The organism is Roseibium sp., assembly GCF_048260565.1.
Lineage (GTDB): Bacteria > Pseudomonadota > Alphaproteobacteria > Rhizobiales > Stappiaceae > Roseibium.
In genome coordinates this window covers 1-26,743 of the sequence record NZ_JBLXGP010000022.1, presented here as the reverse complement: position 1 = coordinate 26,743, position 26,743 = coordinate 1, and the positions used below count along the sequence as shown (strand labels likewise).

The 26,743-nt window shown below is 58.1% G+C and carries 17 protein-coding genes, 1 tRNA gene and 1 pseudogene; 15 read left to right on the top strand and 4 right to left on the bottom strand.

Features of this window, described 5'->3' with window-relative positions:
- Window positions 1-368 precede the first annotated feature (368 nt).
- The 9 genes from ACN0SO_RS26525 to ACN0SO_RS26485 all read left to right on the top strand — a co-directional run bounded on the left by ACN0SO_RS26525 (window position 369) and on the right by ACN0SO_RS26485 (window position 7,792).
- Window positions 369-458: transfer RNA gene (locus tag ACN0SO_RS26525), tRNA-Ser, on the top strand.
- A 129-nt stretch (window positions 459-587) separates the two neighbouring features.
- Window positions 588-1,784: a tyrosine-type recombinase/integrase gene (locus tag ACN0SO_RS26520; protein ID WP_417682805.1), complete on the top strand. Its 1,197-nt coding sequence runs from the start codon at window positions 588-590 to the stop codon at window positions 1,782-1,784.
- Window positions 1,756-2,547 carry a hypothetical protein gene (locus tag ACN0SO_RS26515; RefSeq protein WP_417682803.1) on the top strand — a complete coding sequence of 264 codons (792 nt, stop codon included), beginning with the start codon at window positions 1,756-1,758 and terminating at the stop codon, window positions 2,545-2,547. The genes ACN0SO_RS26520 and ACN0SO_RS26515 overlap by 29 nt, the downstream gene beginning before the upstream one ends.
- 107 nt (window positions 2,548-2,654) lie before the next feature.
- Window positions 2,655-2,858: a hypothetical protein gene (locus ACN0SO_RS26510; protein WP_417682801.1), complete on the top strand. Its 204-nt coding sequence runs from the start codon at window positions 2,655-2,657 to the stop codon at window positions 2,856-2,858.
- A gap of 340 nt (window positions 2,859-3,198) precedes the next feature.
- A complete protein-coding gene (locus ACN0SO_RS26505; RefSeq protein WP_417682800.1) occupies window positions 3,199-4,077 on the top strand; it encodes a hypothetical protein in 879 nt (292 codons plus the stop codon).
- Complete coding sequence (locus ACN0SO_RS26500) at window positions 4,071-4,559, top strand: plasmid mobilization protein (protein WP_417682798.1); 489 nt, start codon at window positions 4,071-4,073, stop codon at window positions 4,557-4,559. The genes ACN0SO_RS26505 and ACN0SO_RS26500 overlap by 7 nt, the downstream gene beginning before the upstream one ends.
- Complete coding sequence (locus ACN0SO_RS26495; RefSeq protein ID WP_417682797.1) at window positions 4,553-6,097, top strand: relaxase/mobilization nuclease domain-containing protein; 1,545 nt, start codon at window positions 4,553-4,555, stop codon at window positions 6,095-6,097. The genes ACN0SO_RS26500 and ACN0SO_RS26495 overlap by 7 nt, the downstream gene beginning before the upstream one ends.
- A 226-nt stretch (window positions 6,098-6,323) precedes the next feature.
- Entirely contained in the window at window positions 6,324-6,734 is a 411-nt protein-coding gene (locus ACN0SO_RS26490; RefSeq protein ID WP_417682796.1) for a hypothetical protein, read from the top strand.
- Complete coding sequence (locus ACN0SO_RS26485; RefSeq protein ID WP_417682794.1) at window positions 6,734-7,792, top strand: type IV secretion system protein; 1,059 nt, start codon at window positions 6,734-6,736, stop codon at window positions 7,790-7,792. Before ACN0SO_RS26490 ends, ACN0SO_RS26485 begins: the two co-directional genes overlap by 1 nt.
- Window positions 7,793-7,877: 85 nt before the next feature.
- Here ACN0SO_RS26485 and ACN0SO_RS26480 read toward each other — a convergent pair whose 3' ends face one another.
- From ACN0SO_RS26480 to ACN0SO_RS26465, 4 genes and pseudogenes are all read right to left on the bottom strand, one after another.
- Window positions 7,878-8,477: a hypothetical protein gene (locus tag ACN0SO_RS26480; protein ID WP_417682792.1), complete on the bottom strand. Its 600-nt coding sequence runs from the start codon at window positions 8,475-8,477 to the stop codon at window positions 7,878-7,880.
- Between the two features lie 110 nt (window positions 8,478-8,587).
- Entirely contained in the window at window positions 8,588-9,658 is a 1,071-nt protein-coding gene (locus tag ACN0SO_RS26475; protein ID WP_417682790.1) for a hypothetical protein, read from the bottom strand.
- A 290-nt stretch (window positions 9,659-9,948) separates the two neighbouring features.
- Window positions 9,949-14,052, bottom strand: coding sequence for a HigA family addiction module antitoxin (locus ACN0SO_RS26470; RefSeq protein WP_417682788.1), 4,104 nt, complete (start codon window positions 14,050-14,052; stop codon window positions 9,949-9,951).
- Between the two features lie 748 nt (window positions 14,053-14,800).
- A pseudogene (locus ACN0SO_RS26465) lies at window positions 14,801-15,991 on the bottom strand (IS3 family transposase).
- Window positions 15,992-16,218: 227 nt separating this feature from the next.
- Here ACN0SO_RS26465 and ACN0SO_RS26460 point away from each other — a divergent pair.
- The 6 genes from ACN0SO_RS26460 (at window position 16,219) to ACN0SO_RS26435 (ending at window position 26,629) form a co-directional block, all read left to right on the top strand.
- Entirely contained in the window at window positions 16,219-18,177 is a 1,959-nt protein-coding gene (locus ACN0SO_RS26460; protein ID WP_417682787.1) for a GmrSD restriction endonuclease domain-containing protein, read from the top strand.
- Between the two features lie 42 nt (window positions 18,178-18,219).
- Window positions 18,220-18,828 carry a plasmid pRiA4b ORF-3 family protein gene (locus ACN0SO_RS26455; protein ID WP_417682785.1) on the top strand — a complete coding sequence of 203 codons (609 nt, stop codon included), beginning with the start codon at window positions 18,220-18,222 and terminating at the stop codon, window positions 18,826-18,828.
- Window positions 18,829-18,979: 151 nt separating this feature from the next.
- The gene (locus tag ACN0SO_RS26450; RefSeq protein WP_417682783.1) at window positions 18,980-21,376 is read left to right on the top strand and encodes a type I restriction-modification system subunit M; all 2,397 of its coding nucleotides are present in this window, start codon (window positions 18,980-18,982) and stop codon (window positions 21,374-21,376) included.
- Window positions 21,373-22,662: a restriction endonuclease subunit S gene (locus ACN0SO_RS26445; RefSeq protein ID WP_417682781.1), complete on the top strand. Its 1,290-nt coding sequence runs from the start codon at window positions 21,373-21,375 to the stop codon at window positions 22,660-22,662. Before ACN0SO_RS26450 ends, ACN0SO_RS26445 begins: the two co-directional genes overlap by 4 nt.
- Window positions 22,663-22,715: 53 nt before the next feature.
- Window positions 22,716-25,745 carry a type I restriction endonuclease subunit R gene (locus ACN0SO_RS26440; RefSeq protein ID WP_417682779.1) on the top strand — a complete coding sequence of 1,010 codons (3,030 nt, stop codon included), beginning with the start codon at window positions 22,716-22,718 and terminating at the stop codon, window positions 25,743-25,745.
- A 590-nt stretch (window positions 25,746-26,335) separates the two neighbouring features.
- The gene (locus ACN0SO_RS26435; protein WP_417682777.1) at window positions 26,336-26,629 is read left to right on the top strand and encodes a metallophosphoesterase; all 294 of its coding nucleotides are present in this window, start codon (window positions 26,336-26,338) and stop codon (window positions 26,627-26,629) included.
- The last annotated feature ends 114 nt before the right edge of the window (window positions 26,630-26,743 follow it).

Sequence of the window (26,743 nt, the reverse complement as noted above, 5' to 3'; positions counted from 1 at the left end):
ACTTCTACAACCACCAGCGCCCGCATTCAGCCCTGGGCGGCCAACCTCCGGCGCTGGTCTATTGGCAGAGAAATGATATCAACCAACCCGATCAGCAGATGCAACGAGTAGCTTAAATTACGCCAGATCCTGTCAAAAGATCGAGAGTAGCTCAGGTGGCGCAACTGCGCAAGCCGTAAAACTGTCCCTCGATGCCCCGGCCCAGCTGCGCAAGGCATTGCGGCCGGTGACAAAGCATCGCCAGATACCGGGGGGGATTGCGTCGCGACACCCGAAATCGCATGCAGCATCACGCATGTGAATTGAACGGGAGCGCAGGCGCCATTTTCGCCTTGTTTCTCGGACCATGCCCCACTAAACGGGTCAGCGGAGACGTGGCCGAGTGGTCGAAGGCGCTCCCCTGCTAAGGGAGTAGGCCCGGAAGGGTCTCGAGGGTTCGAATCCCTTCGTCTCCGCCACCTACCATTTTCATTGAATGGCCCTGGGGCGCTTGATAGCGTATAAGTCTATGGACTTATGCGCTTATTTTCGTTCGTTGATTGCATTCGTTTCACTTCGATTGCGCTCGGTTCTGTTCGTTCCGTGGCATGAAAGGTGGTACATTCCATGGCCTACACCTCCGGCAAACTGACCAAGAATCTCGTCCGCCCCTGGGCGCAGGACGGCACGGCGACGGCAATGGCCTCTACCTCGTCGTAGACCCATCGGGTGCCCGTCGCTGGATCGTGCGCGTCACCGTGAAGGGGCAGCGTAATCGCCAAGGCAAGCCCAACCGAACGGACTTCGGTCTAGGCGGCGCTGACATCATTACGCTCACAGTCGCCCGCGAGCGAGCGCTTGAATACCGACGCCTCGCAAAGCAGGGGCTAAACCCGAAGTATCACCGCGACAAGGAGGTGCCGTGCTTCGAGGAGGTCGCACGTCAGGTTCACATTGAGCGCCTGCCGACATGGAAGAACCCGAAGCACGGACAGCAGTGGATCAACACGCTTGCGGATTACGCCTTCCCCAAGATCGGCCGTTTGCCTGTTTCGGAGATCGACCAGCCGGAAGTCCTGCAGGTCCTCTCCCCTATCTGGACAGGGAAGCACGAGACCGCCCGCCGTGTCGCGCAACGGATGAAAGCCGTTTTGGACGTGGCCCGCTCACGGGGCTTCCGCGAAGGGGAGAACCCAGTGACGGTCGTCATTGATGCTCGTGTACTGCCGCGAGTGAAGGCGAAGGTGAAGCACCACAACGCGATGCGCTGGCAGGACGTACCGGCGTTCTACGCCCAGCTTTCTGGGCAAAGTGGCACGGCGGCTAAGGCGTTGATGTTCACTTGCCTGAAAGGATGCCGAACCAGCGAGGTCCTGCAAGCAGTCTGGGAGGAATTTGATTTCGATGAGCTTATTTGGACGATCCCTGAAGAAAGGACCAAGACGGGAACCGAGCACCGTGTTCCGCTTACCGACCAGATGATGGAAATTGTCGAGCCGTTGAAGGCGCTTCGCTCCGCATGTGTCTTTGAGGGGCAGCGCCGACACAAGCCGCTCTCGAACATGTCGATGTTGATGCTGCTACGACGCATGGAAATCGAGGGGGTGACGGTACACGGGTTCAGATCAGCGTTTCGCGATTGGGCTGCCGAGGAGGGCAACCACCCGCGCGAAGTGGCGGAAATGAGCTTGGAGCACAAGGTTGGCTCGGAGGTGGAGCGGGCCTATGCGCGAAGTGACTTGCTGAGCAAGCGGCGAGAACTGATGGAGAGTTGGAATGCATATGTTCGGTTCGCCGGAGTATGAACGGTTTTATGAGATGATTGACACACTGGATTCTTCGCGAAATCCCACGCTCAGAAGGATGCAGTCGTCAAAACGCAGACTCTCGCCCAAATGGTGGCCGGAAGATGGACTGGAACTGGATCGTTCGAGTCCGTTTTTCCGGAACTATGCGGCAGTCATGAAAGAGCTAAATCACTTCCTCGAAGATTTATACGAGACGAAATTCTGCAGGTTTGAAAATTACAATCTTGCGGTGGCAATGCACGGCATCTTGGCTCCGAGATTTGCCTTGGGGCCAAATCAGATCGATCGAGGGCGGCAAACAGAAGTTCTGAAGCAATTGGGAAAAGCTCATCGGGACTTGTCTAAAGCAATCAACGCACTTCATTCACTGCCTTACCCTGCGAACCTTCAGGTGAAGCCCATCCTTGATGACCTCATTCATCAGCAAAATCTCAATAAGATCGAAAGCTTGCAATCTTTCTACCAGCATCAAAAAGCGCAGGTGCAAACCAAAGCCAACGAAAGGGCTGTTGTCCTTGCTCGTTTCCTACGGGTTGGATTTGAAAGGTACACAAGCAACGTCTGTCGAGCGTCCAAAGACCCAGACGGATATATCTGCTCTGCCTTTGCTCTCGGCGTAGAAAGACTGCTTCACCATGTCGGCTTGGAAGTGGATGCATACGAGCCGTCTAGACTAGCGCTCTCTGACGGCGATGATGAGTTCTCCACGTGGGCAGTTTTGATTTTCCTAGAAGACCCTTACACGACGATAACTTTGTAGATATTTTTTCTATTGGTGCTCAGTTTGGACAGTTTCGGCGCAATCTAGCACAACCAGACGCAACCGAACCGGAAAGCGAAACGGAAACTGGAGGCGACTGAAATCCGATGGAAGTTTTTGACAATAAACGTGTCTACGACGACAGTGACGGAGAGCTAGACCTGATTGCTCCCAAAGCAAAACGGGCGCAATGGCGACACCGCCGGGTGGGGCCACCCTTCCTGAAGTTCGGCCGTCGCGTTAAATACCTCGGCAGCGATCTGAACGCCTATATCGAAGATAATCGCGTTCTGCCAGGCGACATGGCCTGAGAAAATAAAGCAAAACCCCGCACCGGGCGGAGCCTTGCTTTGATTTCTTGCGCACCCGAAGTCTAAGCCAAAGCCGCCCCAATACTCAACCCTGTAGCCGATACCGTTGTCGGTATCGCCAGACCGCCTGAGGCGGGCTGACGGGAAAGGCTTGCTCAATGATGCACACAAATGAGCCTGGCGCTGCACTCATGGTGCGCGCGCCGAACGAGGGCCACGCTGATCTACGTGGTCGCGTTCGGCCAAATTTATCTGCAACGGCGTCGATGTCTGTTCTGCCCTCCCTTATAGGCTTCCGGCCGCGATATGTCGGCGCGGCCCTCCTGAGGGGGGAGACGTCATGAGTTGGCAGGTCTCAAACCAATGCAATACACGCAAGTTCGGCAGCGCCCCACGCAAGCAAGTCATCATGTTTTTGGCGGACAAGGCTTCTGACGATGGCGAGGGCGTCTATTGCTCCAAACACAGCATCGCGAAGTTCACCGAACTGAGCTTGGCCACAGTCAAGCGCATCGTTCGAGACTTCATCGCCGAGGGTATTCTAGTTCAGACAGGAGAGCGCGAATGTGACTACGGGTACACTATAGAGTACCGCATCTGCCTTGCCGCCGTGTCCGAGCTGCATGACCTGACGAAGAGAAAAGCGAACACCGAAGGAGGACAGCAGAAATCCGGGGTCAGCAAGACCCCGGATGCGAATGATCCGGCCTCCGAGGTCACCATGACCCCACCCCCGGTGTCTCCACGACCCCCAAACCATCCTAAAACCATCCAGAAACCACCTACGCGCGCGGACATGCGCGGGAGGGAGGATCAGGATTTCGAGAAAGCATGGCGTGCCTATCCAGCGGATCGGCGTCGGAACAAGACCACCTGCCGGCAGCAATTCGAGCGGGCCATCAAAGACGGCACCACCACCGAGGAATTTATCTGCGCAGTCAGTGCCTATGCGACCGAGACCGAAGGCTACACCCGCTCGAAGGTTTGCTTCTCCGACAACTGGTTTCGGGAGAGCATCTGGCAGCGACTTGTCGAAGAAGCCCGCGAAGCGCAGATGGACGCCGTCGCACGTGAAGAAAATCAATTTCGACAGCTCGCCGGGTGGGTCCGCGAGCGCAATTGGATATGCCAGCACATCTCACGCAATCAGGCTGGTGAGCTGCTGTCCCGAGGCTTGATCTCCGAGGCTGAACTTCGCCGTGCGGGGGTGGCATGGTGACTTCGAACATCAAGCAGTCTGAGCAAAGAGCAAGGCGACCCGGTTCTAGGTCTTCGACCGTCGAACCGGGGCCTTGCGAGGGGCGGCAAGCCTCCCCTTCGAACCCCAACCTGACCGCGCGGGGCGCGGTCTCCTCGGAAAAGCAGGAAGCCGTGTTCTTCTACTGCTCCTCCGAGGAAAAAGCGCTGATCCGGCAGGCGGCTGCGGATCGCGGGCTGTCCATGTCCGCCATGCTTCGGCAACTCGCCACCGGCGCGGCTCCGAAACGGCGCAAGCCCGCGCCCCGTGTCGACCCCGCGCTCGTGCTGGCTGTGTCCCGCTACGGCGGAAATCTCAACCAGATTGCGCGGTGGCTCAACACGGCGACCCGCGCGGGTCGGGCCAGCGAGGTCGAGGCCCTGCGCGTGGCGGCGGCGCTGGTCGGCATCGAGCGGCGGTTGGCGGAGATCATCGCCCAGCACCGGAGGCCCCCCGGATGCTGATCAAGTTCTTCCCCAACGGCAAGGGCGGCGGCGCGGGGCCGGTCGACTACCTGACTGCCCGCACGGTGCTAGCCTATGACGACAATCGCGATCTGATCCGCGACGCGTCCGGCCAGCCGATGACCGTGACGCGCGAACCGCTGCCGGCGGTCGTCCGCGGCGATCCCCAAGGCATGACCAACCTGATCGACGCCTGCCCGCACAAATGGACCTATCGCGCCGGTGTCATCAGCTTCGCTCGCGAGGACGCCCCAACCGAGGACCAGCAGCAGGAGGTGATCGACCGTTTCGAGGAGATCGCTTTCGCCGGGCTCGATGCCGATCGCTACGCCTGCCTTTGGGTGCGCCACACCCATGAGGATCGCGTCGAGCTGCATTTCTGCACGCCACGCATGGAGCTGCACAGCGGGCGTAGCCTCAATATTGCGCCACCCGGCTACGAACGCGCCTTCGACAGCCTGTGCGACCTGATGAACAAGACCCACGGCTGGGCCGATCCCATGGACGTGGAACGCGCGGCCGAGGTCAAGCCGGTCTCGGAAGCCCCGGACCGCTCCGCCGGGCGCGACGGGCTCCATGCCTGGATCGGTGATCAGATTTCCATGGGGCTGATCGAGGATCGGGCGGGAATGGTCGCCGCCCTGACCGATGCAGGCTTCGAGGTGCCCCGCGCTGGCAAAAATTACCTCACCGTCAAAGACCCCGAGACCGAAGAACGGTTTCGCCTGAAAGGAGAGATTTTCCATGAAGACTGGAGAGCCGAAGCAACGGCTGAGCGAGAAGTTGAACGCCGACATGGAGCGGATCAGGGCAGAGAACGCCGCCTCGATCGACACACAGTTGCAGAGCTTCAGGTCCGATTTGACGGTCATCACCGAAAACGCGCTGGCTACAATCAAGACCGATACGGAAGGCTACCTGTTGCGCGTGAGGAAGCACCTCATGCGGCAGAGCGCGAACGCAGCTCGGCCGGAATGGAAGGCTCTGATGTGGCCGATGCTGGTGGCCTGCTGCTTGATGATCTGCACCGGGATTTCGACCTGGTCAGTCATGACATGGCTGACGCCGAACTTGAACACGATGGGGCTCAGGGTAATCGAGCGGTCGGAGGCGGTCTATCTGATCCCGCGCAGCAGCCGCGCGGCGCTGACACGCTGTTCGCTGGCAGGAAAACCCATGGACTGCCTGATGATCCCGAAGGAGTGAGCGATGGATGGTCTGACGCCGCTCGAACGCGAATTGCTGGGCTACGTCGAGCAGTTGACGGAAGCCTCGAAGGTATCCGCGCAGGAATTGACCGCCTCCGGGCAGGACAGGCGGACGGAACTGGATGGGTTGCGCGGCTCCATGATCGCTTTGCTCAGGTCGCAGCTCTCATTGGTCGAAGCCTTGAACGGCTGGATGCAGGATGGCCCCGACACCGCGCAGGCACCGTCGAAGCTGAAGCACAGCCTGTCGCTCGCGCTGGAGGCGCAGAAGCGCCTCGGGACGCGGTGAACGACGAGATCGGGGACGACGTGCATGGCCTGCGCCATTGATCGGAACTCCGGCTCTCCGCCGGACACGCAACACTGAACAAGCAACACGCGACACTGAACAGGGGATAGGCAGCACCGGACACTGAACACGCGACACGCGACACGCGACACGCGACACGCGACACGCGACCGTGGCCACTCAACACCGGACAGTCAACACGCAACAGACGACACCGGACAAGCGACAGGCGACAGGCGACACCGAACAAACGACGGGAGTAACCGCATGATTTATCGAGCTATCTTATTTCTGGCTTTGACTGCCTATCCGGTGATGGCGGACCAGATCGAGTTGAGCAATTCCATCCAATCCGCAGAGACCGACCGCTACGGTTGCGCGATCCGCCCGCGACCGGAACATCTGACTTTCCGGTCGTTTCGAGATTCATGGCGCTCAGTGGCAGCGGATGACCTCTATAGCTTGAAGCGGCATCAGATGGCGCTGGAGGCCGGTTCTTGCGATTGCGAGACTCTATGGCCCGACTGGGCGATCATTGAGGACGAGTACACGGAACTGGGTTTTGCCGCCCCGACCGCCACCGACAGCCTTCATATCGCATGGTCGGCGGAAGAGTATTTCCCTGTCATTTCCGATCTTCGGGATAGGTTGTGCACTCAGTGCCAGGAGGCTGAGTGATGGGTATCGTTAACTTTATCGTATCAGCCGCAGACGAGGGTCTCGAGAAAGTGGCTAACTCGCAGTTCGCGGCGGTCGCGGAGATCTCCGGCACGATAGTTGTCGGGGCTGCGACCCTCGCGATGATCGTTCTGTTTATCAATATGGCATGGCAAATCCGCCCCATGGACGGGAAAGAGCTGCTGGTCTTGTCATTCAAGATCGCTTTGATCAACACATTCGCGTTCAATTGGGCAAATTTTAACTTCGTCAGCGGTCATATCATCGACGGCCTCGACGAACTGGCTGGGCACTTGGTCGGCTCGGCAATCGGGGTAGACCTCGCGGGACCCAGATATTTTGCCCTTCGTTTTGACCTTCAGCTCGACAGACTGGCCGAATACGGCAACTCGGCCACATCGCATATGGGGGCGGTCAGCAAGGCTGTGATGGGAGTCTTCTTCATGGCTCTTCTTGCTGTAATCGGCGGCGCGGCGGGCGCTGTTCTCGTCCTGGCAAAGATGATGATGACATTCCTGATAGGTATCGCGCCCATCATGATCCTCTGCTCGATGTTCCCGGTGACGAAGGACTATTTCCACCGATGGGTGTCTGCGCTGGCGAGTTTTGCCCTTTACCCGGTCGTGATGGCTGGCGTTTTCTCGATGGTTTTCGGCCTGGTGAGCCAGCTGGTCGGCCAGATCGGATCGCCGGATTCTGTCAAGCAGGTCGGAGCGACGCTTCCCTTTCTGGCTGTCGTCATACTTTCGCTTGTGATGGTCGTGGCGATCCCGTTCATCGTGCCGATGATATCGGGCAACTTGCAGGCAGGCTGGGCGGCTGCAACCGTTGGTGGCAGTGTCCGGCGAATGATGCCGCAATCCCGCCCGATTCAACCGAACCGAATGTCCTCGAACGCAAAGAGCGATGCAAGCCGGAGGTTGAATCCAGGAGCGGACGCGACCCGTTCCTCAGCCGCCGCAACAGATCACCGCCCCTCAACCGGTACAGGGGCCAAGATGCAACGCATGATGGACCGCGCGGAGCGCCTCAGTGCGGACGAGACGAAGAAACGGTGATGGTTCGACGACTGACAACTGCGCTGCGGCTAAGGATGCAATACTTTGCCGCAGCGCGTGAGCATTTCAGCGGCGATCTATCCCGTTAGTCGCCTGCGTTAATGTCCTTGGCGAGTGCTACAAACTTTTCAGCCCGCTTGTGTAGGTAGTCGGCCTCGCTCTGGTCTAGCCGTGTCGCAGTTATCAGCGTCCCCGGCTGGATGTTCAGGATGCCGACTCCTGCCGAATCTGGTTTAGCCAACCTCAGTATAGTTAGAAGGCCCCGCTCCTTCTTTCGTGGCAGCTGTTCTTTTCCAAAATGTAGGAAAATGATGCGTCTCTGATTGTTTGCTTCTGTACGTAAGTACCAGGCCGTTGCGATATGTAGGCCAGAAATCTCCGCTTCGACAGGGCTGCGCCCCTGCCAAATGAGCGCGTGATCCTCTTTCAAATCTAGGTAATTTTGGCATAAAATCTTATATCCAGAAGCCTTGTTTGCCGACACTTTGGAGTGAAGGTTTAAAAATTCTTTATTCGAAATTCTTTGATCTTCGAAAGATACCAAAGCTTCCCGAAACTGCTTGTAGCGATCCTTGGCCGGATCATATGGCAAATCGAGCTCGTCGATTATGCTTCTGACTTTCGCCCTGTCTTTGCGCTTGTCGCCGTACGCGAAATCGACGAACTGACTAACCCTGATCTTCATCGTTTTTCCTGTCTGGCCTCGTCCAAAACTTTAAGGTTCGGGCGGGAACAAATAAATAACTATTTAATGTGAGATGCTTTCAATAAAGGGTAGCTTCGGCAGCTTGGCAGTCAGTATCGCCTGTGGGCACGCAGTACCACTCCAACCGGCGCTCCATCATCAGGGTCCACGGCCACGACGACGCGCGTCTTTGGTTCTTTCAGTATTTTTACGGCATCAAAGAACGACGATCCTGCCAGCACTGCCCTAAAGCCATCCGCGACTGCTGGATTATTCAGGATGTCTGAAACAGTGTGGTCCCTTAAGTCGATCATGCCATCCATTTCTAAGGCTTTGGTAGCTATATAATGAGCTAGTTGCTGGTGCGTGACTGCACCGACAACAACGCCTTCATCGATGCAAACGAATGCTGCGCATGTTTGCGCCTCTTCCCCTGCCAATCTGACCAGCGTGGAGGCAAGTTCAACGATTTCGAACCGTTGATCCGCTTTACTCGCCAAGGTGACGGGTGCGGACCCTGCCAGATTTGGCCGGGTTCGCATCACGACACTCACGGTTGAGTGATGCCGCATCCAGTCGGCCGTGACTTTGCTCCGAAGTTCCACCAGTTTAATGATTTTCGAATGCAGATCAGGGACGTTCATATCCAGAATTGGCTCATGATGCGCGACCCTGTTTCTCAGGCGGTTGATCTCTCTCACAAGCGACTGGATTTCATGCCGCCCCTCACCGTGGGCAAGGCCCGGAAACGCGACATTGGCCTTAGTTCGCCAAAGAACTGCGTATTCATTGCGAAACAGGTTTGACCAGAAATCAAAGGTAAGCTCCGCGATCACCTTGCCGCGCTCGACTGACCGAGCTCGTTTCATTGCCTTGTCCAAGGCGCTGAGACTTTCTGGCGTCAGAACTGTATCGCGAAAGTTGGCATCCTGATGCCAAGCTGCCCCAAAAAGCTGCAGTAGGACGCCATCCACGGCATTGCGCAGGGTCACTTCCGCCACGCTAAGCGGGAAAAGGAACGATTTCGCAAGCCTTGCGTTGTAGAGGTACAGCGCGAACGCGAAAGCCTCATTGCCACTGGCTTTCGCGAGGTAGGTTGCGAATCTTGGCTCTGAAAGCGACGCCTTGAGTGAAGCGATCGTTGCCGCATCGTACGGGTATGGAACTTGACTCTCGGCCATCGCGGCGATACGTACCCTTCCAGAGCAGTCGAACTGGCCCCACTGGCACTTGCTACGCGCCGTCGACATCAGATTAGAGCACCAGGTCGGGCGAGCCCCCACCTGGTGTTTCTTTTTTTGACGGGATTATTCCCTGAATTCAACCGCTTTGGTTCGCGAAGGGTGGTGCAGGGAGTGCCCTTTCAGCTCGCTCAAGAAGCGCCGCCAAGTCATCCAAAACCGGTGATCGCAAGCTCGTCATCTCCGTTACTCTCCCACACGCGCTTAAGAACGCGATTTCCAGTCGACCGCTAGTACCGCATGCGTCTGCGGATCATGGCTTCATTGTCATGCCACTCGGCTTCAGCGATGTACTTGCGAACCATCTCACGCAGGATTCTTGCCATGCGTGGATGCTCGAACTCGCAAGCTTTAGCCCAGCCCTCGTACTGTTCCGCCAGCTCTCGCTCTTGCGCTCCGCCTTCCCCCCGCAAAGTCGCACCGCGCGCATTGTAGCGCCCGATTGTAATGCCGCGCTCAATCTCGACGCTATACAGATCATTGACAGCCTCCCGCACAGGCTCACAAGGCCATGACCCATCTTCTGCCAGAGGGGCGTGTGCGAGGATTTCCCCGATCTGATAGTCAAGCATGGCGCGATGACCTGTCGGCTCACTAATTCGCCTTGCCTCGATAATCCATTCCTTCAGTTTTTCGGTCCGGAGGACACCGTGTTCATCGACCCCAGGTACTGAAGAAAGTGCATCAATAAAGGTGTTCGCGTTTCTGGCTGCAGTCTTCTGCTCATCACTAAGTTCCACATCTCTGGGTTCATTCTTGCCCCTGTAGGCCATGCGAATGGCCTCGCAGAAGAGAGACGGGTTGTCGTTTACTTCGGCCTCAAGGTTAGGAATATTCCCTCTATCGAACCTGAAGACCTCCAGATACAGGAACTCTAGACCAGCCATCCTCTCGCGGCCAATTGTGCCGCGCGAATTGAGGATCTTGAACACCTCCTCAATGGAATGTCGATCCATCGAGGATGCTCCCCGCTCAGCTTCGTCGCTTCGGGGAAGAGCCTGCAGGATTTCGTAGAGCTGCTCGGACTCGATGCTTTTAAGGTCCAAATGGACAAATTGCAGCGCCGTTAGACCGCGTCGGGCTTCAATGAGTTTTGTTACAGCGTAGCGTAGCTCATCTTCTGTCTGCCTCGCCCAGTGTGCGGACACAGTCTTCCAGTACCTTTCGGACACTGCGTGGCTTGAAGCCTCCACAGCGCCCCAAACTGTCTGCCCGAACCGGCAAAGGCAGAACAGGCGCACCAATTGATCATCGGTCAGTTCGCCGCGCAATCCGTTGATAAAGCCAACCGCGTTCTTGTCACCCAACGAGAAAAAGAAGCCGTCCAGCAGGAACTGTAGCTTGGTCGAAGTCAGGAACTCGGGATCGCCAACGATGCGCCGGATAAAGGCGAGCTGATCCGCCTCGGAGCTCATGATCTGCGCGAGGTTGTTACCCACTATGTGCGAAGCATTCCCAGAAAGAGCAAGGCGTACAGCACCAGAAACACCTTCCTGCGCCAAAACAGCTTCGACGCCCGCTTTTCGTTGGTTGGCGATGCGCACGTCTCGTGCCTCGAAGTCGTGCTCATCTTCGTGGATATCTTCCCACGAGTTCTCTACCCATGAATTCTTGAACAGCCACGCGTGCTTCCAGACGATATCGCCAGGCTCCAACTCGTCATAGATATCGCGGGCCTTGTTTACCTTGGCTTGCGTGGCCGTCTTCGGCGCTCCCTTCTTGCTCAGGCGGCGGGCACTCCTACTAACACCCATACGGATTTGCTCCCTCAACCAAGCCCGATCCTCGTCGGTGGCCGCTTTTGCCCAGTCCACCACGCGATCCCACACGCGTGCGCGATACTCGTCTCCAAAACCCTCCAGGCTATCCACCAAATCTGCAAGCTTCTCTCTTGTCATTGGCGTCCAAGAAAGGGCTACTTCAAGGCAGTGTTCTTCAAATTTCCAGCGCTCTCCGTTGGTCACCACTTCGCCGCTACCAAAGGCATAGTCCCTCCATTTCGGCTTGACGCTGTAGTGGCCGGTTCGCGAGCGTGAGACATACTGGTCCTTCGCAACCGCCCATCCGACTTCGGGAAAGCGCTTCACCAACTGATCCAGGGCTGCAATCCGCTGGTTTACGTTGGCGGAGGTTTGGGGCATCCAGCTACGGAAGATCGAAAGCAGGCTTTGCTTCGCACTGTTGCCGCTACGATCCCCAGGCTCTAGTTCGCAAAGCTTTGCAAGCACATCCACGACACGCTGGAGGTATTCCGGCGACCATGCCAACAAATCCAGTGCCCACAGCAGGCCAACTCTAGGATTTCTGGAAAACAGGGGGTCACCGACCGGGCGCATCAAGACCTGTGTGCTCGGATCATTTCTGGCCAAGTCCCGCTCAATAATGCCCAGGAACTCTTCGGGCGCGGCCTCAGCATACCGCAAGAATTCATCGGATTGAGACTCCATTGTCTCGCCGTCCATGCTAGCGAAGAGCTTTCTCACCAGTAGCGTTGCCTGAGATTGCGTATCCACCCCCAGCTTGCTCCTGAAGAGCCCGTTGCCGTGCATCGCCAGAATAACCAAGCTATCGGCGATGCCTTCTCGCAGCGCAGAAGAGATGTCGCGGGTCTTGCCATGGATACTGGCCGCCCAGCGTTCACCTTCTGGAAGGTCGAGTGAAGGATCGGGCTCCGAAAGCACAAGGTCAGCAGCCTGATAGAAGCGCTCAAGATCCTCCGGCGTCACCCATTGGTGGACCGCGTAGAGGGCGTCAATCTTGGACACGACGCCCCGGAAGGATCCTATCGACCAGACGGGCGAACTCTCGATTGGGAGAAGATCGCCGAACTCCCTCTCGACCTCCGCATATCTGTCCTCACCCATCAAATGGCAAAGGACAATTCGGTCAGCTTCGTTGTCATTCTTCCATGCACCTGCCAGCATGAAAGGAAACACTGAGCGCGCAAGCGCCTTGTCAGCGCTCCATGCCGGTGACTTGATTGCCTGATCTCGTGCTAGGCGGCGGCGCAGCACCGTGAGAGACCGCCCCGACTCGTCCTTGAGACGTTCTATAGCATCGCCGCCCAGCCCCATCGTTTCGAGGCCTTTGCGGAATGCTTCGCCGCTGAGCGTATCAAGAACAATATCAGCCTCGCTCTGTACCATCGTGCGCGGCACGATTGATATTCCACCAAGACGCGTTCCCGTCTCAGCCAGTTCCACCTCGGTTTCGCGGTTCGTAACGATCGGTATGAAGCGGGATGACTTGTTGGCGAGTTCAGTGATTGGCCCGGTTTCGGAGAAGACAACAGCGCGGTCGCGTATCGCTGAAAGCTCAGGATCGTCTCCGCTCAACATTGCGTAAACGAACGCAAGACCTTCGAGTACCGAGTCTGTCGCGATCCGAAGCGTTCGATCCGCCCCTCTCAAATGTGTAAGGAGCTTCTTACCGGCGATAATTGACGCTTCGTCGAAAATCTGTGTTGTGAAGGCTGGATCGCAGTCAGCATTCCACTTCACCCAACAGCGTTCCAGTGACTTCGTGCCACGAAAGTCTTTGCCGCTTTCGTTGGCAAACCAAACCTGAGCAGGAATGGACTGTTCCATCCATTGCTCAAGATCGCTGGAGTCCAAGACGACAACATCTTTCCATTGTTTTTTGGCCAGCTGTGCTGTTTTCCACGCATCCTTTCCTGGCCAACGCCGGGGCGTGACAAAGACAAATGTCGTCTTGAGTCTTTCGGTTTTAGAGATTGCTTTCACGCTCTTTGAAAAGTCACCGTCCGCTTTCTCTTTGATATTCCGGTTTGTTCCGAACTCCCAGCCGGACGCGCCAGTAGGTACCCACGGATTACCCGTCAGCGTCTCGACCTCTCCGTCCCAGCCGGGACGCTGGGAGTCGTCATGAGCGGGGAAGTCCACTTTCTGAAGACCGTCACCGGTCGAGTGAACTAGCATCCTCAACAACGCCGCCAACTTGGAGCGTGAATCCAAATTGTTTGCCCACTGCTCGATGTCATTTGCCTTCGGGGCAGAAAACGGCGGCACGAAGCTCCTTACAGCGGTCATGTTTGTCGTCGCCGCACTCATTCCGGCATCGAAAACACTCTGCATCGCAAGCAGTTCACTCGCGCTCACGCCAAATGCTTTCTCGAGCTTCATGGCCATTTCACTCGAAAGGCTTGCGTTCCCGTTCAGAAGGTTCGACAGGGCGGGCCGTCCGACGCCAATCGCCTTGGCGGCTTGGGTCACATTCATCCCCTTCGGGATGACATCGCTCTTGATGTATGGGCCGGGATGACCCGCGCTGGTGATCTTGCTCGACATAATTTCGCCCACGAAGTAAGTTGCCATGCAAGGTGTGTATCGTGTAGCGCTACACAATACAACTACTTTGTGGCTTGCATCCAGCACACCTCGGTGAATGGCACCTTTGATCGAGAATGGCGGGCGGTTGGATGGCGGGTTCTATGGTCGGTACGCAACGTGATCGCACGCGAACCGCTACTTTTCCGCGTGAGTTACGTTTTCTCAACAGCAGCTTTTTTGTGTAAGTGAAGTCTTGGGGCTGTGCTGGCCATTTGGGGAGATGAGCTTGATGAGACCGCGAACGCACCCGGACAGCCACGAGCTGCATGACTGGCCCATATATGGCCCTAAGGACCCGGAGATCGCCAATCTGGTTGACAGGCTCGCATATGACCATGGGCTACGCGTCCACGAGATCGAGGAGGTCATCTTGAGGGCATTGCAAAGCCGCCTGTCAGAAGAAGAAAGGGAAGTTCCTCGTGACAGTCGGTCACTTGACGGATGACACTTCTGATTTGTTGCGGGAGGGGGGGGGGGGGGCGACAGGGGCTTTGCGAGTTCATAAGCTATGTGCCGTGGGGTGCGGCACTCCAAATGAAGCTTGGATTGCTTGGCCGCAGCGGCGAAGTTGGCGGCAGTTGCTTAGCCTCCGTGTTGTGGTGCGAAATGAGGTACGTAAAGTTTTTCTGTATAATTTATAATTATATTTCAGCATCTTGCGTGAGTTATTCTTCTCCCTTCGTCTCCGCCATAAGCCCTTGAAAGATAGGTGTTTTGGCCTGCCACGGATCATTCATCCAGTCGCGACCGGAGTCCGGTTTGCGTTTACGCCGATCGGCGCAGGGTGAGAAATCGGCCGACGCGCGGAGATTTCATCTCGCGCGAGCCGAGGCGGGCGATTGCGGTGGTCAGGGACCGCGCATCTTCCGCAGGGGTCTGGTAGTCCAAGGCCGAGTGCGGGCGTTCGGTATTGTAGTCGGCAGCCCAGGCCGCGATCACCATCCGCGCGCGGGCCAGGTTGCGGAACATGGTCTCGTTGAGGAGTTCGTCCCGCATCCGCCCGTTGAAGCTCTCCACGAAGCCGTTCTGCATCGGCTTTCCCGGCGCGATGTCGTGCCATTCGATCCGGTGCGCGGCAGCGAAGGTTAAGATTGCGTACTGGTCAGTTCGGTGCCGTTGTCAGAGACGATCATCCCCGGCTTTCCGCGGCGCTCGATCAGGGCCGTCAGCTCATGCGCCACTCGACGCCCCGAGATCGAGGTGTCCGGGATCGCCGCGAGGCACTCCCGGGTCACATCATCGACCACGTTGAGCACCCAAAAGCGCTGGCCGCCCGCGAACTGGTCATGGACGAAATCCAGCGACCATCGCGCATTGGGCCGTGCCTCGACCAAGATCGGGGCCCGCGTTCGGCCAGCCTTGCGTCGGGCCTTTCGCTTGCGCACCGTCAGCCCTTCCTCGCGGTAGAGCCGATAGATCCGGTTGATCCCCGAGGCCTCGCCTTCGCGCCGCAGCAGCACGAAGAGCCGCCGATAACCGAACCGCCGACGCTCGTTGGCCAGTTCTCGCAGCCGCCCGCGCAGCACCGTGTCCGGCGCAGGCTGCGCCTGGTAGCGGACCATCTTGCGATCCGCACCGGCAATCCGGCACGCCCGCCGTTCCGATAGCCCGAGAAGGGCCTTTGCATGCGCGACCGCCTCGGGCTTCACGGCAGGCGTCACCACTTTTTTGAGACCAGCTCCTTCATCGCGGCCAGGTCGAGCATCTGCTCGGCCAGCAGCTTCTTCAGCTTGGCGTTCTCATCCTCGAGCGTCTTCAGCCGCTTTGCCTCTGACACCGTCATGCCGCCGAATTTGGCCTTCCAGTTTTAGAAGGTGCCTTCTGACATGCCGTGCTTGCGACACAGGTCCGCGCACTTTGCGCATGCCTCGTGCTCGGCCAGGATGCCGATGATCTGCTCATCCGTGAATCTCGTTCGCTTCATTGTCCGTCCTCAAGTTGGGCCGGCCTCTAATCGACGGCGGAGGAAAAATCCCGTGGCAGGTTACGGCCAATCTGTGCCGCTGATGGGTACAACTTGGAAAGGTTCCAAACCTGCACACCAAAACGAAGTGACAGCCGGAACAGTCCCGCATCTTCATGTGGCACCTTGTGAAGCCATGCAGATGCAGGCCATGCTGCAGCTACGCCCAGTAGCTCATCGGTTATTCAATGCAGATCTCTTCAATTCTCGAGTACATCGACAAAGGTCACATGGCCCTTCCAGAATTCCAACGTGGCTATGTCTGGGGGCGTGAACAGGTCCGCGGTCTTTTCCAATCGCTGTACAGAGGGCATCCGGTTGGCAGCCTTTTGGTCTGGGCAACCGACGCATCAACGGCCACCCATCGTGGAGACGGCCAGCTGGCACCCGGTGTCGTGAAGCTGCTCCTGGACGGACAACAGCGGATCACCTCGCTCTATGGCGTGATCCGTGGCAAGCCGCCACGCTTCTTCGATGGAAACGCCAAGGCCTTCACCGACCTGAGGTTCAACCTCGAGACCGAGGAATTCGCGTTCTTCCAGCCGATCAAGATGGGGGACGACCCCCTCTGGATCGACGTGACCGAGGTCCTGCAGAAGGGGAACGCGGGGATCGGTGCCTTCGTGGCCACCCTTGGCCAGAACCCGGATACCCAAGCGAAGGTCGGCGACTACATCGGCCGCCTGAACCAGCTGCTGGGCATCCGTGAAAAGAACTTCCACATCGAGGAGGTCACCGGTCCGGACAAGACACTGGACGTCGTCGTCGACATCTTCAATCGCGTGAACAGCGGCGGCACCAAACTATCGAAGGGCGATCTGGCCTTGGCGAAGATCTGCGCGGACTGGCCGGCAGCCCGCGATACGATGAAGTCCAGCATCAGCCGCTGGCGTTCAGAAGGCTATGACTTCACGCTCGATTGGCTGCTCCGGTCCGTGAACACGATCCTGACCGGAGAGGCGAAGTTCCTCTACCTTCACAGCCAAGATGCCGGTGACATCGAAGGCGCTCTGAAACGCGCCGTGAAGCATATCGACAGCAGCCTGAACATGATCGGCGGTCGCCTTGGCCTCGATCATAACCGTGTCCTCTTCTCGAAGTTCGCCATTCCCGTAATGGTGCGCTTCCTCGACACCCATGGCGGCAAGCTGGACGAGAAGACCCGTGACAAACTCCTCTTCTGGTTCGTCCAAACCGGCATGTGGGGGCGTTTCTCGGGATCCGTGGAAAGCTTCATCGACAAGGATCTCGGCATTCTCGACCAGAGCGGGGGAGACCTGGACAAGCTGATTGGCGAACTCCGGCTCGCACAGGGCGGACTGCGCGTTGAACCAGGGCATTTCCATTCGTGGAGCGTTGGTGCGCGTTTCTATCCCGTCCTGTACATGCTGACGCGGATGACCGAGGCGCGCGACTGGGGCACGGGCCTTCCGTTGAAGAACAATCTTCTAGGGAGAATGAGCCGGCTGGAAGTTCACCACATCTTCCCCCGCGCCCGCCTCTATGATGCCAAATATGCACGGTCTGAAGTTAACGCGCTGGCCAACTTCTGCTTCTTGACCAAGGATACCAACCTCTCGATCTCGGATCGTCGCCCCGAGGAATATTTCCCAGAGGTCGAGGCGGCGCACCCCGGCGCCCTCCAATCGCAGTGGATCCCGCAGGACCCCGAGCTTTGGAAGATCGATAAGTACCGCGACTTCATCGAAGCCCGGAAGGAACTCTTGGCCGACGCTGCCAATGAATGCCTCGCCTCTCTGCTCCATGGCAACACTGCGATCCTGGAAGGATCGCGCTCGGCCAGATTGACCGACAAGGTTCTTCTCGGCGGCATCGCCAGCGAAGAGGAAGCCAATGAACTGGAAGCCCTTAACGACTGGGTGGCGCAGCAAGGCTTCGCGCAAGGTCAGATGTCTTTCGACTTCGTTGATGCCGAAACCGGCGAACAACGCGCGATCCTCGACCTAGTCTGGCCGAATGGTGTCCAGACCGAATTGTCCGAACCCGTCGCTGTTCTCTTGGGCGAGAGCGCGGAGTTGATCTCACTCGCAAGCTCAGCCGGGTATCGGTGTTTCACCTCGACGCGCGAGTTCAAGTCCTACGTCAACCGCCTTTCGGCATCCGGACAGGGCATCGCAGCGGAATAGAGTGACGCGGGTCACTCGCTCGGCCGTGTGGAAGGAGCCTTCATGGCACATCAGATCGCTCGACTGCGCGTGGAGCTCTTGCACATCGACCCAACCATATGGCGGCGGGTCGAGGTCAGCCTGACCACGAACCTGCGCACCCTCCATGAACTCATCCAGGGCGTAATGCCTTGGGAGAACCACCACCTCTATCAGTTCACGGTCGGGGAGCGTGACTACGGGGAACCCAGTCCGGAGGATGCGGCATGGGGCCACAAGGTCTACCATGCCAAGAATATGCGCCTGGAAACTTTGGTAGGGCGCGGTGTAGCAGAGTTCGAATACACCTACGATTTCGGTGACAACTGGCAGCATCGCGTCGTCATCGAACATGTCGGAGTCGCGGATCCAGACGTCGACTATCCCCTCTATCTGGGTGGCGAGCGCACCGCGCCGCCGGAAGATGTCGGTGGCCCGCCGGGTTTCTTCGATTTCGTAGAAGCCATGGCCAATAGCCTTCACCCGGCGCACAAGGACATGATCCGTTGGTACGGGGGCCCCTTCAATCCAAGGGATTTCGGCGAGTCAGCGGTTGCCGCAACCGTTCGCGAGATCGCGGCCAAGAGGAAAGTGGCGATGCTGGCGTTCGAGCGGAGTCGCCAGATGAGATAGTTAGGACGCTCACAAGCGGCATGCATCGCATTCGTCACGTTCTGGCCAAGTAACGAGAGCGGGCCAGACCTTGGTTCATTGCAGGGCCAAGGTCCTAAGGGTAGTCATTTAGAAAAGCGATTGCGGTCGCATGTGACTTTTGAGGCCCCCATTGAACCAGACTTCCCACAACAGCCTTGTCTCCTTCATCTGGCGCATCGCCGACGACTGCCTGCGCGACGTCTATGTGCGCGGCAAATACCGCGATGTCATCCTGCCGATGGTCGTCCTGCGCCGCCTCGACACGCTGCTTGAGCCGACCAAGGCCGCTGTTCTGGAAGAAGTCAGGTATCAGAAGCAAGAGGATCCAAGCGCAACGGAGCTGGACGATGAGCCGCTCAAGGATGCCTCGGGCTACGTGTTCTTCAACACCAGCCAATGGACTCTCAAGAAGCTGCACGGCACCGCCACCAACAATCATCAGATCCTGCTCGCCAACATCGAGGACTACCTCGACGGCTTCTCCGACAACGTCAAAGAGATCATCGGCCGCTTCAAGCTGTTCGAACAGATGCGCCATATGGCCGAGAAGCAGGTACTCCTCGATGTCATCGAGAAGTTCGTCTCCCCCTGGATCAACCTGACGCCGCACCACATCGAAGACCCGGAAGGCAACACGCTGCCCGGCCTGTCCAACCTCGGCATGGGCTATGTCTTCGAGGAGCTGATCCGCAAGTTCAACGAAGAGAACAACGAGGAAGCCGGGGAACACTTCACCCCGCGCGAGGTGATCCACCTCATGACGCACCTCGTCTTCGACCCGATCAAGGACCGGCTCCCCCCGGTCATCACGATCTACGACCCCGCCTGTGGGTCGGGCGGCATGCTGACCGAGGCACAGAACTACATCAAGGAGCCGGGCGGTCCGATCCGGACCAACGCCGACGTCTACTTGTACGGCAAGGAGATCAACGACGAGACCTACGCGATCTGCAAATCGGACATGATGATCAAGGGCAATGACCCCGCGAACATCCGCGTGGGGTCCACCCTGTCGACCGACGAGTTCTCGGCCAACCGCTTTGACTTCATGCTTTCCAACCCGCCCTACGGCAAAAGCTGGAACAGCGAGGTCAAATACATCAAGGACGGCAAGGACGTCATCGACCCCCGCTTCCAGGTCGAGCTGACCGACTACTGGGGCAAGGTCGAGACCATGGACGCCACGCCGCGTTCCTCGGACGGGCAGTTGCTGTTCCTGATGGAGATGGTCAGCAAGATGAAGTCCACGAGTGCCAGCCCGCTTGGGTCGCGCATTGCGTCCGTCCACAACGGCTCCAGCCTGTTCACCGGCGACGCGGGCAGCGGGGAATCCAACATCCGCCGCTTCATCATCGAGAACGACATGCTGGACACCATCATCCAGCTGCCGAACAACCTGTTCTACAACACCGGCATCACCACCTACATCTGGCTCCTGTCCAACGCCAAGCCCGAGGCGCGGCGCGGGCGGGTCCAGCTGATCGACGCCAACCTGCTGTTCCGCAAACTGCGCAAGAACCTCGGCGACAAGAACTGCGAGTTCTCGGACGAGCATATCCAGGCCATCACCGACGCCTTCCTCGCCTTTGCCCCCATCGAGCGCGAGATGGACGCCAACAACGATCCCACCGGCATCGCCGTGCAGGTCTTCGACAACGCGGACTTCGGCTACCACAAAGTCACCATCGAACGCCCAGACCGCCGCCGTGCGGCCTTCAGCGCCGAACGCCTCGCGCCCCTGCGCTTTGACAAGTCGCTGCGCGAGCCCATGGAATGGCTTTATGGCGAACACGGCGATCAGGTCTATCAGCCGGGCTTCCTAAAGGAGCAGACCAAGGCGATCACCGCGTGGTGCGAGGAGGCAGGCATTACCCTGAACGCCAAGGCAAAGACCAAGCTGCTCGACACCAAGTACTGGGTCAAGCTGCGCGACCTGCTGGCCACGGCCACCCAGATCATGGGCGATGTGGGCACGGAGGAGACCGACGATTTCAACGCCTTCCGCAAGGCGGTCAACGCCGCGATCAAGGCGCGCAAGATCAAGCTGGGCGTGACCGAGAAGAACGCCATCCTGAACGCCGTCAGCTGGTACGACGAGAAAGCCAAGAAGGTCATCGCCAAGAAGCACAAGCTGACCAGAGCGGAGGTCGAGGACCTGGCCACGCATCTGGGCTGTGCCGTGGACGATCTGGCCGATTTCGGCTGGTACCGGCAGACGGACGGCAGCTACCTGACCTACGAGAGCACCTCTGACCTGCGCGATGCGGAAAGCGTGCCGTTGAAGGACGACATCCACCGCTACTTCCTGGCGGAGGTGAAGCCGCATGTGGAGGAGGCCTGGATCAATCTCGACTCTGTGAAGATCGGCTACGAGATCAGCTTCAACAAGTACTTCTACCGCCACAAACCGCTGCGCAGCCTTGAAGAGGTGACGCAGGACATTCTGGCCCTGGAGGAAAAGGCCGACGGGCTGATCGCCGACATCCTTGGAGTCGAGGTCGCGACCAAGCTGGAGCCGGCGGAATGAAACTCGCGACGTATCCGAAGTACGAGAGCTACCGTGAAAGCGGTGAGGGTTGGCTGGAGCAAGTCCCAACGCATTGGGAAAATCGCAAGCTGAAGCACCTGTTTCAGGAGAAGAAGCACCGCACGAACATGGACCTCAATTGCGGGTCGATTAGTTTCGGCGAAGTCGTCGAAAAAGACGATGAGCGGATTCCTTTGGCCACCAAGGCGTCCTATCAGGAAGTTCTGGCCGGTGAGTTCTTGGTCAACCCGTTGAACCTGAACTACGACCTCAAAAGCCTGCGTATCGGCTTGTCGAACATCAACGTGGTGGTCAGTGCCGGGTACATCGTCCTTCAGGGTAAGGGCGAGATGGACAAGCGGTTCTTCAACTACCTCCTGCACCGCTACGACGTGGCGTACATGAAGCTGCTGGGGTCTGGCGTGCGCCAGACCATCAGCTTCAACCACATCGCCAACAGCCTACTCGTTGAGCCGCCACTCCCTGAACAACGCGCCATCGCGGCGTTTCTGGATGGGAAATGCGCGACGATTGACGAGGCGGTGCGGATTAAGGAGGAGCAGATCAGGCTGCTGGCCGAGCGCAGGCAGATCCTGATCCAGCAGGCTGTCACCCGCGGCCTGAACCCCGACGCCCCCATGAAGGACAGCGGCCTCGACTGGATCGGCCAGATCCCCGCGCATTGGGAGGCCGTTCCCATCCTTGCGGTCGGCGCTGTAATTGATCCCAATCCCAGTCACCGCAACCCCGAGTATGTTGACGAAGGCTTTCCTTTCATTTCCACACAGGAGTTTCGGCCCGGTGGACGAATTGAGATCGACACACCACGGCGCGTTTCAAAGAACACCGTGGAGGAGCAAGAACAGCGGTGCCACCTTCAAGACGGCTCATTGGTTTTTTCGCGCAAGGGAACGATTGGTGCAGTTCGCATACTTCCCCATGGTATTCGCCTTGGTATCCTGGACTCCCTTTGCGTGATCAACCCCAACAAGAAAGTTGATCCGAAATATCTATATTGGACCCTTTCAGCTGATTACTTGGCATCGCAGTATGGACCTACATTGCGCGGTGCAGCTCTGCCTCAATTGAGCGTTGGGCGCGTTCGGTCATTGAAAGTGATCCTTCCTCCGAAAGATGAACAGCTTCGACTAACTGCCCACTTGGACTTGGAAACGGCGAAAATTGATCAGGCGGTAGCCCTCAAGGAATCCCAGATCACCGCATTGCGGGAATACAAGACGAGCTTGATCAACGCTGCGGTGACTGGAAAGATCAAGGTATTGTAAGCGCCCGGCGCCGAGACAGGGCCCCGGGTGGCAAGACGTGAAGTGAGAGTCCCATGAATTACGCGGTCAGCAACACCAAGGAAATCGCCCTCGAACAGGCCATCGAACGACGGCTCTGCGGCGCGAGCTCCGAAGAGCTGGCCGCCGGGGCCGCTGCCGAGACCGGCCCCTTCCGCGTCGGCCAGCCCTCGGACTTCGATGCGCCTCTCGCGCTCGACCGCGCCAAGTTCTGGGAGTTCCTCGAGACCACCCAGTCCAGGGACCTCGACAAGCTCAAGAAGAACAGTCCCGCCGACTGGCAGGCCAAGATCACCGGCCAGCTCGACAAGCTGATCAAGAATAAGGGCCTGCTGCACGTCCTGAAGAAGGGCCTGCCCGTCGACAACGCGCATTTCACCCTGATGTACCCCGCGCCGCTGGCAAGTTCGGCACAAAAGGTCCACGACAACTTCGCGGCCAACATCTGGAGCGTGACCCGGCAGGTCCACCACAGCACCGCAAACCCGAATGAATCGGTGGATATGGTGGTGTTCCTCAACGGACTGCCGCTGGTGACGCTGGAGCTGAAGAACGCCTGGACCCACCAAACCGCCCGTTACCACGGCCAGAAGCAGTACCGCGAGCGTGATGCCAAGCAGACCCTAATGACCTTCGGCCGCGTGCTGGTCCACATGACCGCCGACACCGACGAGGTGTGGATGGCGACAAAGCTGGCGGGGGCCTCGACCTTCTTCCTGCCGTTCAACAAGGGCCACAACGAAGGCGCGGGGAACCCGCCGAACCCCAATGGACACAAGACGGCCTACCTGTGGGAAGAGGTGCTGCAACCGGCAAGCCTTGCCGGGATCATCCAGCACTTCGTCCTGCTCGAGGGCAAGAAAACCGACCCGCTGGCGAAGAAGACGCTGATCTTCCCGCGCTATCATCAGCTGAACGTGGTCCGGCAGTTGCTGTCCCACGCTGCAGAGACGGGTGTGGGGCACAGCTACCTGATCCAGCACTCTGCCGGTTCGGGGAAGTCCAACAGCATCACCTGGACCGCCTACCAGCTGATCGAGACATACCCCGCGGAACTGGGCCTGCCCGGTGCAAAGGCGCTGGATGCCCCGCTGTTCGACAGCGTGATCGTCGTGACCGACCGCCGCCTGCTGGACAAGCAGCTGCGCGACAACATCAAGGACTTCTCCGAGGTCAAGAACATCGTGGCCCATGCCACCAAGTCCTCCGACCTCAAGGCGGCATTGGAGACCGGCAAGAAAATCATCATCACGACCATCCAGAAGTTCCCGGTGATCTACGACAGCATCGCGGACCTCAGCCACAAGCGCTTCGCCGTGATCATCGACGAGGCGCACAGCGGTCAGAGCGGGCTCGCGAGCGGGAAGATGAACCAAGCCATGGGCGGTCCGGTCGATGATCCCGACGAGGAGGATAACCAGGACAAGATCCTGAAGGCGATGAAAGCCGGAAAGATGCGCGGCAACGCCTCCTACTTTGCCTTCACCGCGACGCCGAAGCCGATCACCCTGGAGAAGTTCGGCGAGCGGCAGCCTGACGGACGCTTCCGGCCCTTCCATCTGTACAGCATGAAGCAAGCGATCGAGGAGGGCTTCATCCTCGACGTGCTGGCGAATTACACGACCTACAAGGGCTACTACGAGATCCAGAAGTCCATCGAAGACAATCCCCTGTTCGACACATCCAAGGCGCAGAAGAAGCTGCGCGCCTATGTCGAGCGGAGCCAGCAGACGATCAACACCAAGGCCGAGATCATGGTCGATGACTTCATCGACAACGTGGTCAACCCGAAGAAGCTGCGTGGCAAGGGCAAGGGGATAATCGTCACGCAGAACATCGAAATGGCGATCCGGTACTACAAGGCCGTCCAGGCGGAGCTTGCCAAGCGTGGCAACCCGTTCAAAGCGCTCATCGCCTTCTCGGGCGAGAAGGAGGTCGATGGGGTCAAGTACACCGAGGCCGACATGAACGGGGTGGCGGAGGACAAGACCCGTAGCGAATTTGACAAAGACGAGTACCGGTTGCTGGTCGTCGCGAACAAATACCTGACAGGTTTCGACCAGCCGAAGCTCTGCGCGATGTACGTCGACAAGAAGCTGCAATCAGTGCTGGCGGTTCAGGCCCTGTCGCGTTTGAACCGGTCCTCGCCGAAGCTGGGCAAGCGGACCGAGGACCTGTTCGTTCTCGACTTCTTCAACTCGACCGAGGACATCAAGGCGGCCTTCGACCCGTTCTTCACAGTGACCACCCTGTCCGAGGCGACGGACGTCAACGTCCTGCACGAACTGAAGGCATCCCTGGACGATGTTGGCGTGTACGAATGGTCCGAGGTCGAGGAATTCTGCACGCGGTTCTTCGACGGCGAGGATGCCGAGAAGCTGAGCCCGCTCATCGATGTTGCTGCTGAGCGTTTCAACACCAGCCTGGAGCTGGATGACCCCGAGAAGATCGACTTCAAGATCAAGGCCAAACAATTCGTCAAGATCTACGGCCAGATGGCCGCGATCATGCCGTTCGAGGTTCTGGCCTGGGAGAAACTGTTCTGGTTCCTGAAGTTCCTGGTCCCGAAGCTGAACATCCAGGACCCCAACCAGGATGCCCTAGATGAGCTTCTCGAGGCCGTTGACCTGTCGTCGTACGGGCTGGAGAGAACCAAGCTGAACCACGCCATCGACCTGGACACTTCGGAAGCAGAACTAGAGCCGCAGAATCCCAATCCCCGCGGCTACCGCGAAGGCGAGGTGCAGGAAGACCCGCTCGAAGAGATCATCCGCAGCTTCAACGAGCGCTGGTTCCAAGGCTGGGGAGCCACACCAGAGGAACAGCGGATCAAGTTCTTGAACATCGTGGAGAGTGTTCAGGCTCATCCAGACTTCGAAGAGAAGTTCGATGGAAACCCTGACCCATACAGTCGCGACCTGGCGTTCGATAAAATCATGAAGGAAGTCATGCTAAAACGCCGGAAAGAGGAATTGGAACTCTACAAGCTTCATAACCAGGACGAGGCGTTCAGGTCATCGCTTTATCAGAGTGTCAAGGAAGCGCTCGGGAAGAACTTGGGCTGATTGGCAGCTTTAGACAAAGTGGCCAGAGCCGCGCCTCAGCATCCTCCAATTTAACGTGGTTGCCAGCGGGCAGGGCATCCCTGAGTTTATAGACAAAAATAATCTCCGTCTATAAATCAGCTGCGCCAGGCGCGCTTCATTCCGCGCTGAGGTGAAAGTCAGGCAGAGGACACGCGCGGGCTCTTCGAGCACTATGCCCGGCCCCTTCATCGCGTGAGAAAAGGTCACGGCTTCCCCTGGCAAGCCGTCTTACAACGTTGATTGATTCGAAAGATGCGACTCGCTGTCTGGCCTGAAGGCGCAGATCCGCCGTGTTGATCCCCCCAAGTTTGCGAAAAACTCCGAAATCCAGCCTTCAGAGCGTTTGCGAATAATATTTTTGAAAACCGATTCCGGCCCGCAGCTCTTGGCCTCCGGTAGAACCGCGACCCTTGCGAAAAAATCGCGAGCGTTGCGAGGGGCTTGCGCACCTAACAAGGCTGCGACAGACCTGACCGAAATGCTGATGGATCAGGCCCTAAAATAGCCCATCAGGCATTTCAATTCCCGCTCTCTCTTGCGGGGGAATGTAGTTCGTCCAGGAGCGCAAGTTGCCGATCCCCACCGTTATCGAAATCCCGGACAATGGCGGAACGATCGCAGTAATGGCCGACCTCCACCTCAAGTCCAATTTCTGGCAGGGCAGCAACCCGCTCGAGCTTCATGGTCTGCAAGATCCGCTGCTCCGTGAAAACGTCGATGCCTTGATCGTCTCGGGTGACCTGTCCGGCACCTTCGGCCCGTCACTGCAGGACGCGCTCGCATATCTGAGCCGCTATGTTCCCGCCGATCGCATCCACCTCCTCCCCGGAAACCATGACTACTATTCTGTATCGACCCAGTGAAAACCTGCTCATGCTACAAGGGAGAACGTAGCAATGAGTATGACGATGGACGACAGCATCAAGCGTTGGACGGCGAAGCGGAAGACGGCTCTGGTGATCGAGATCATCCAGGGC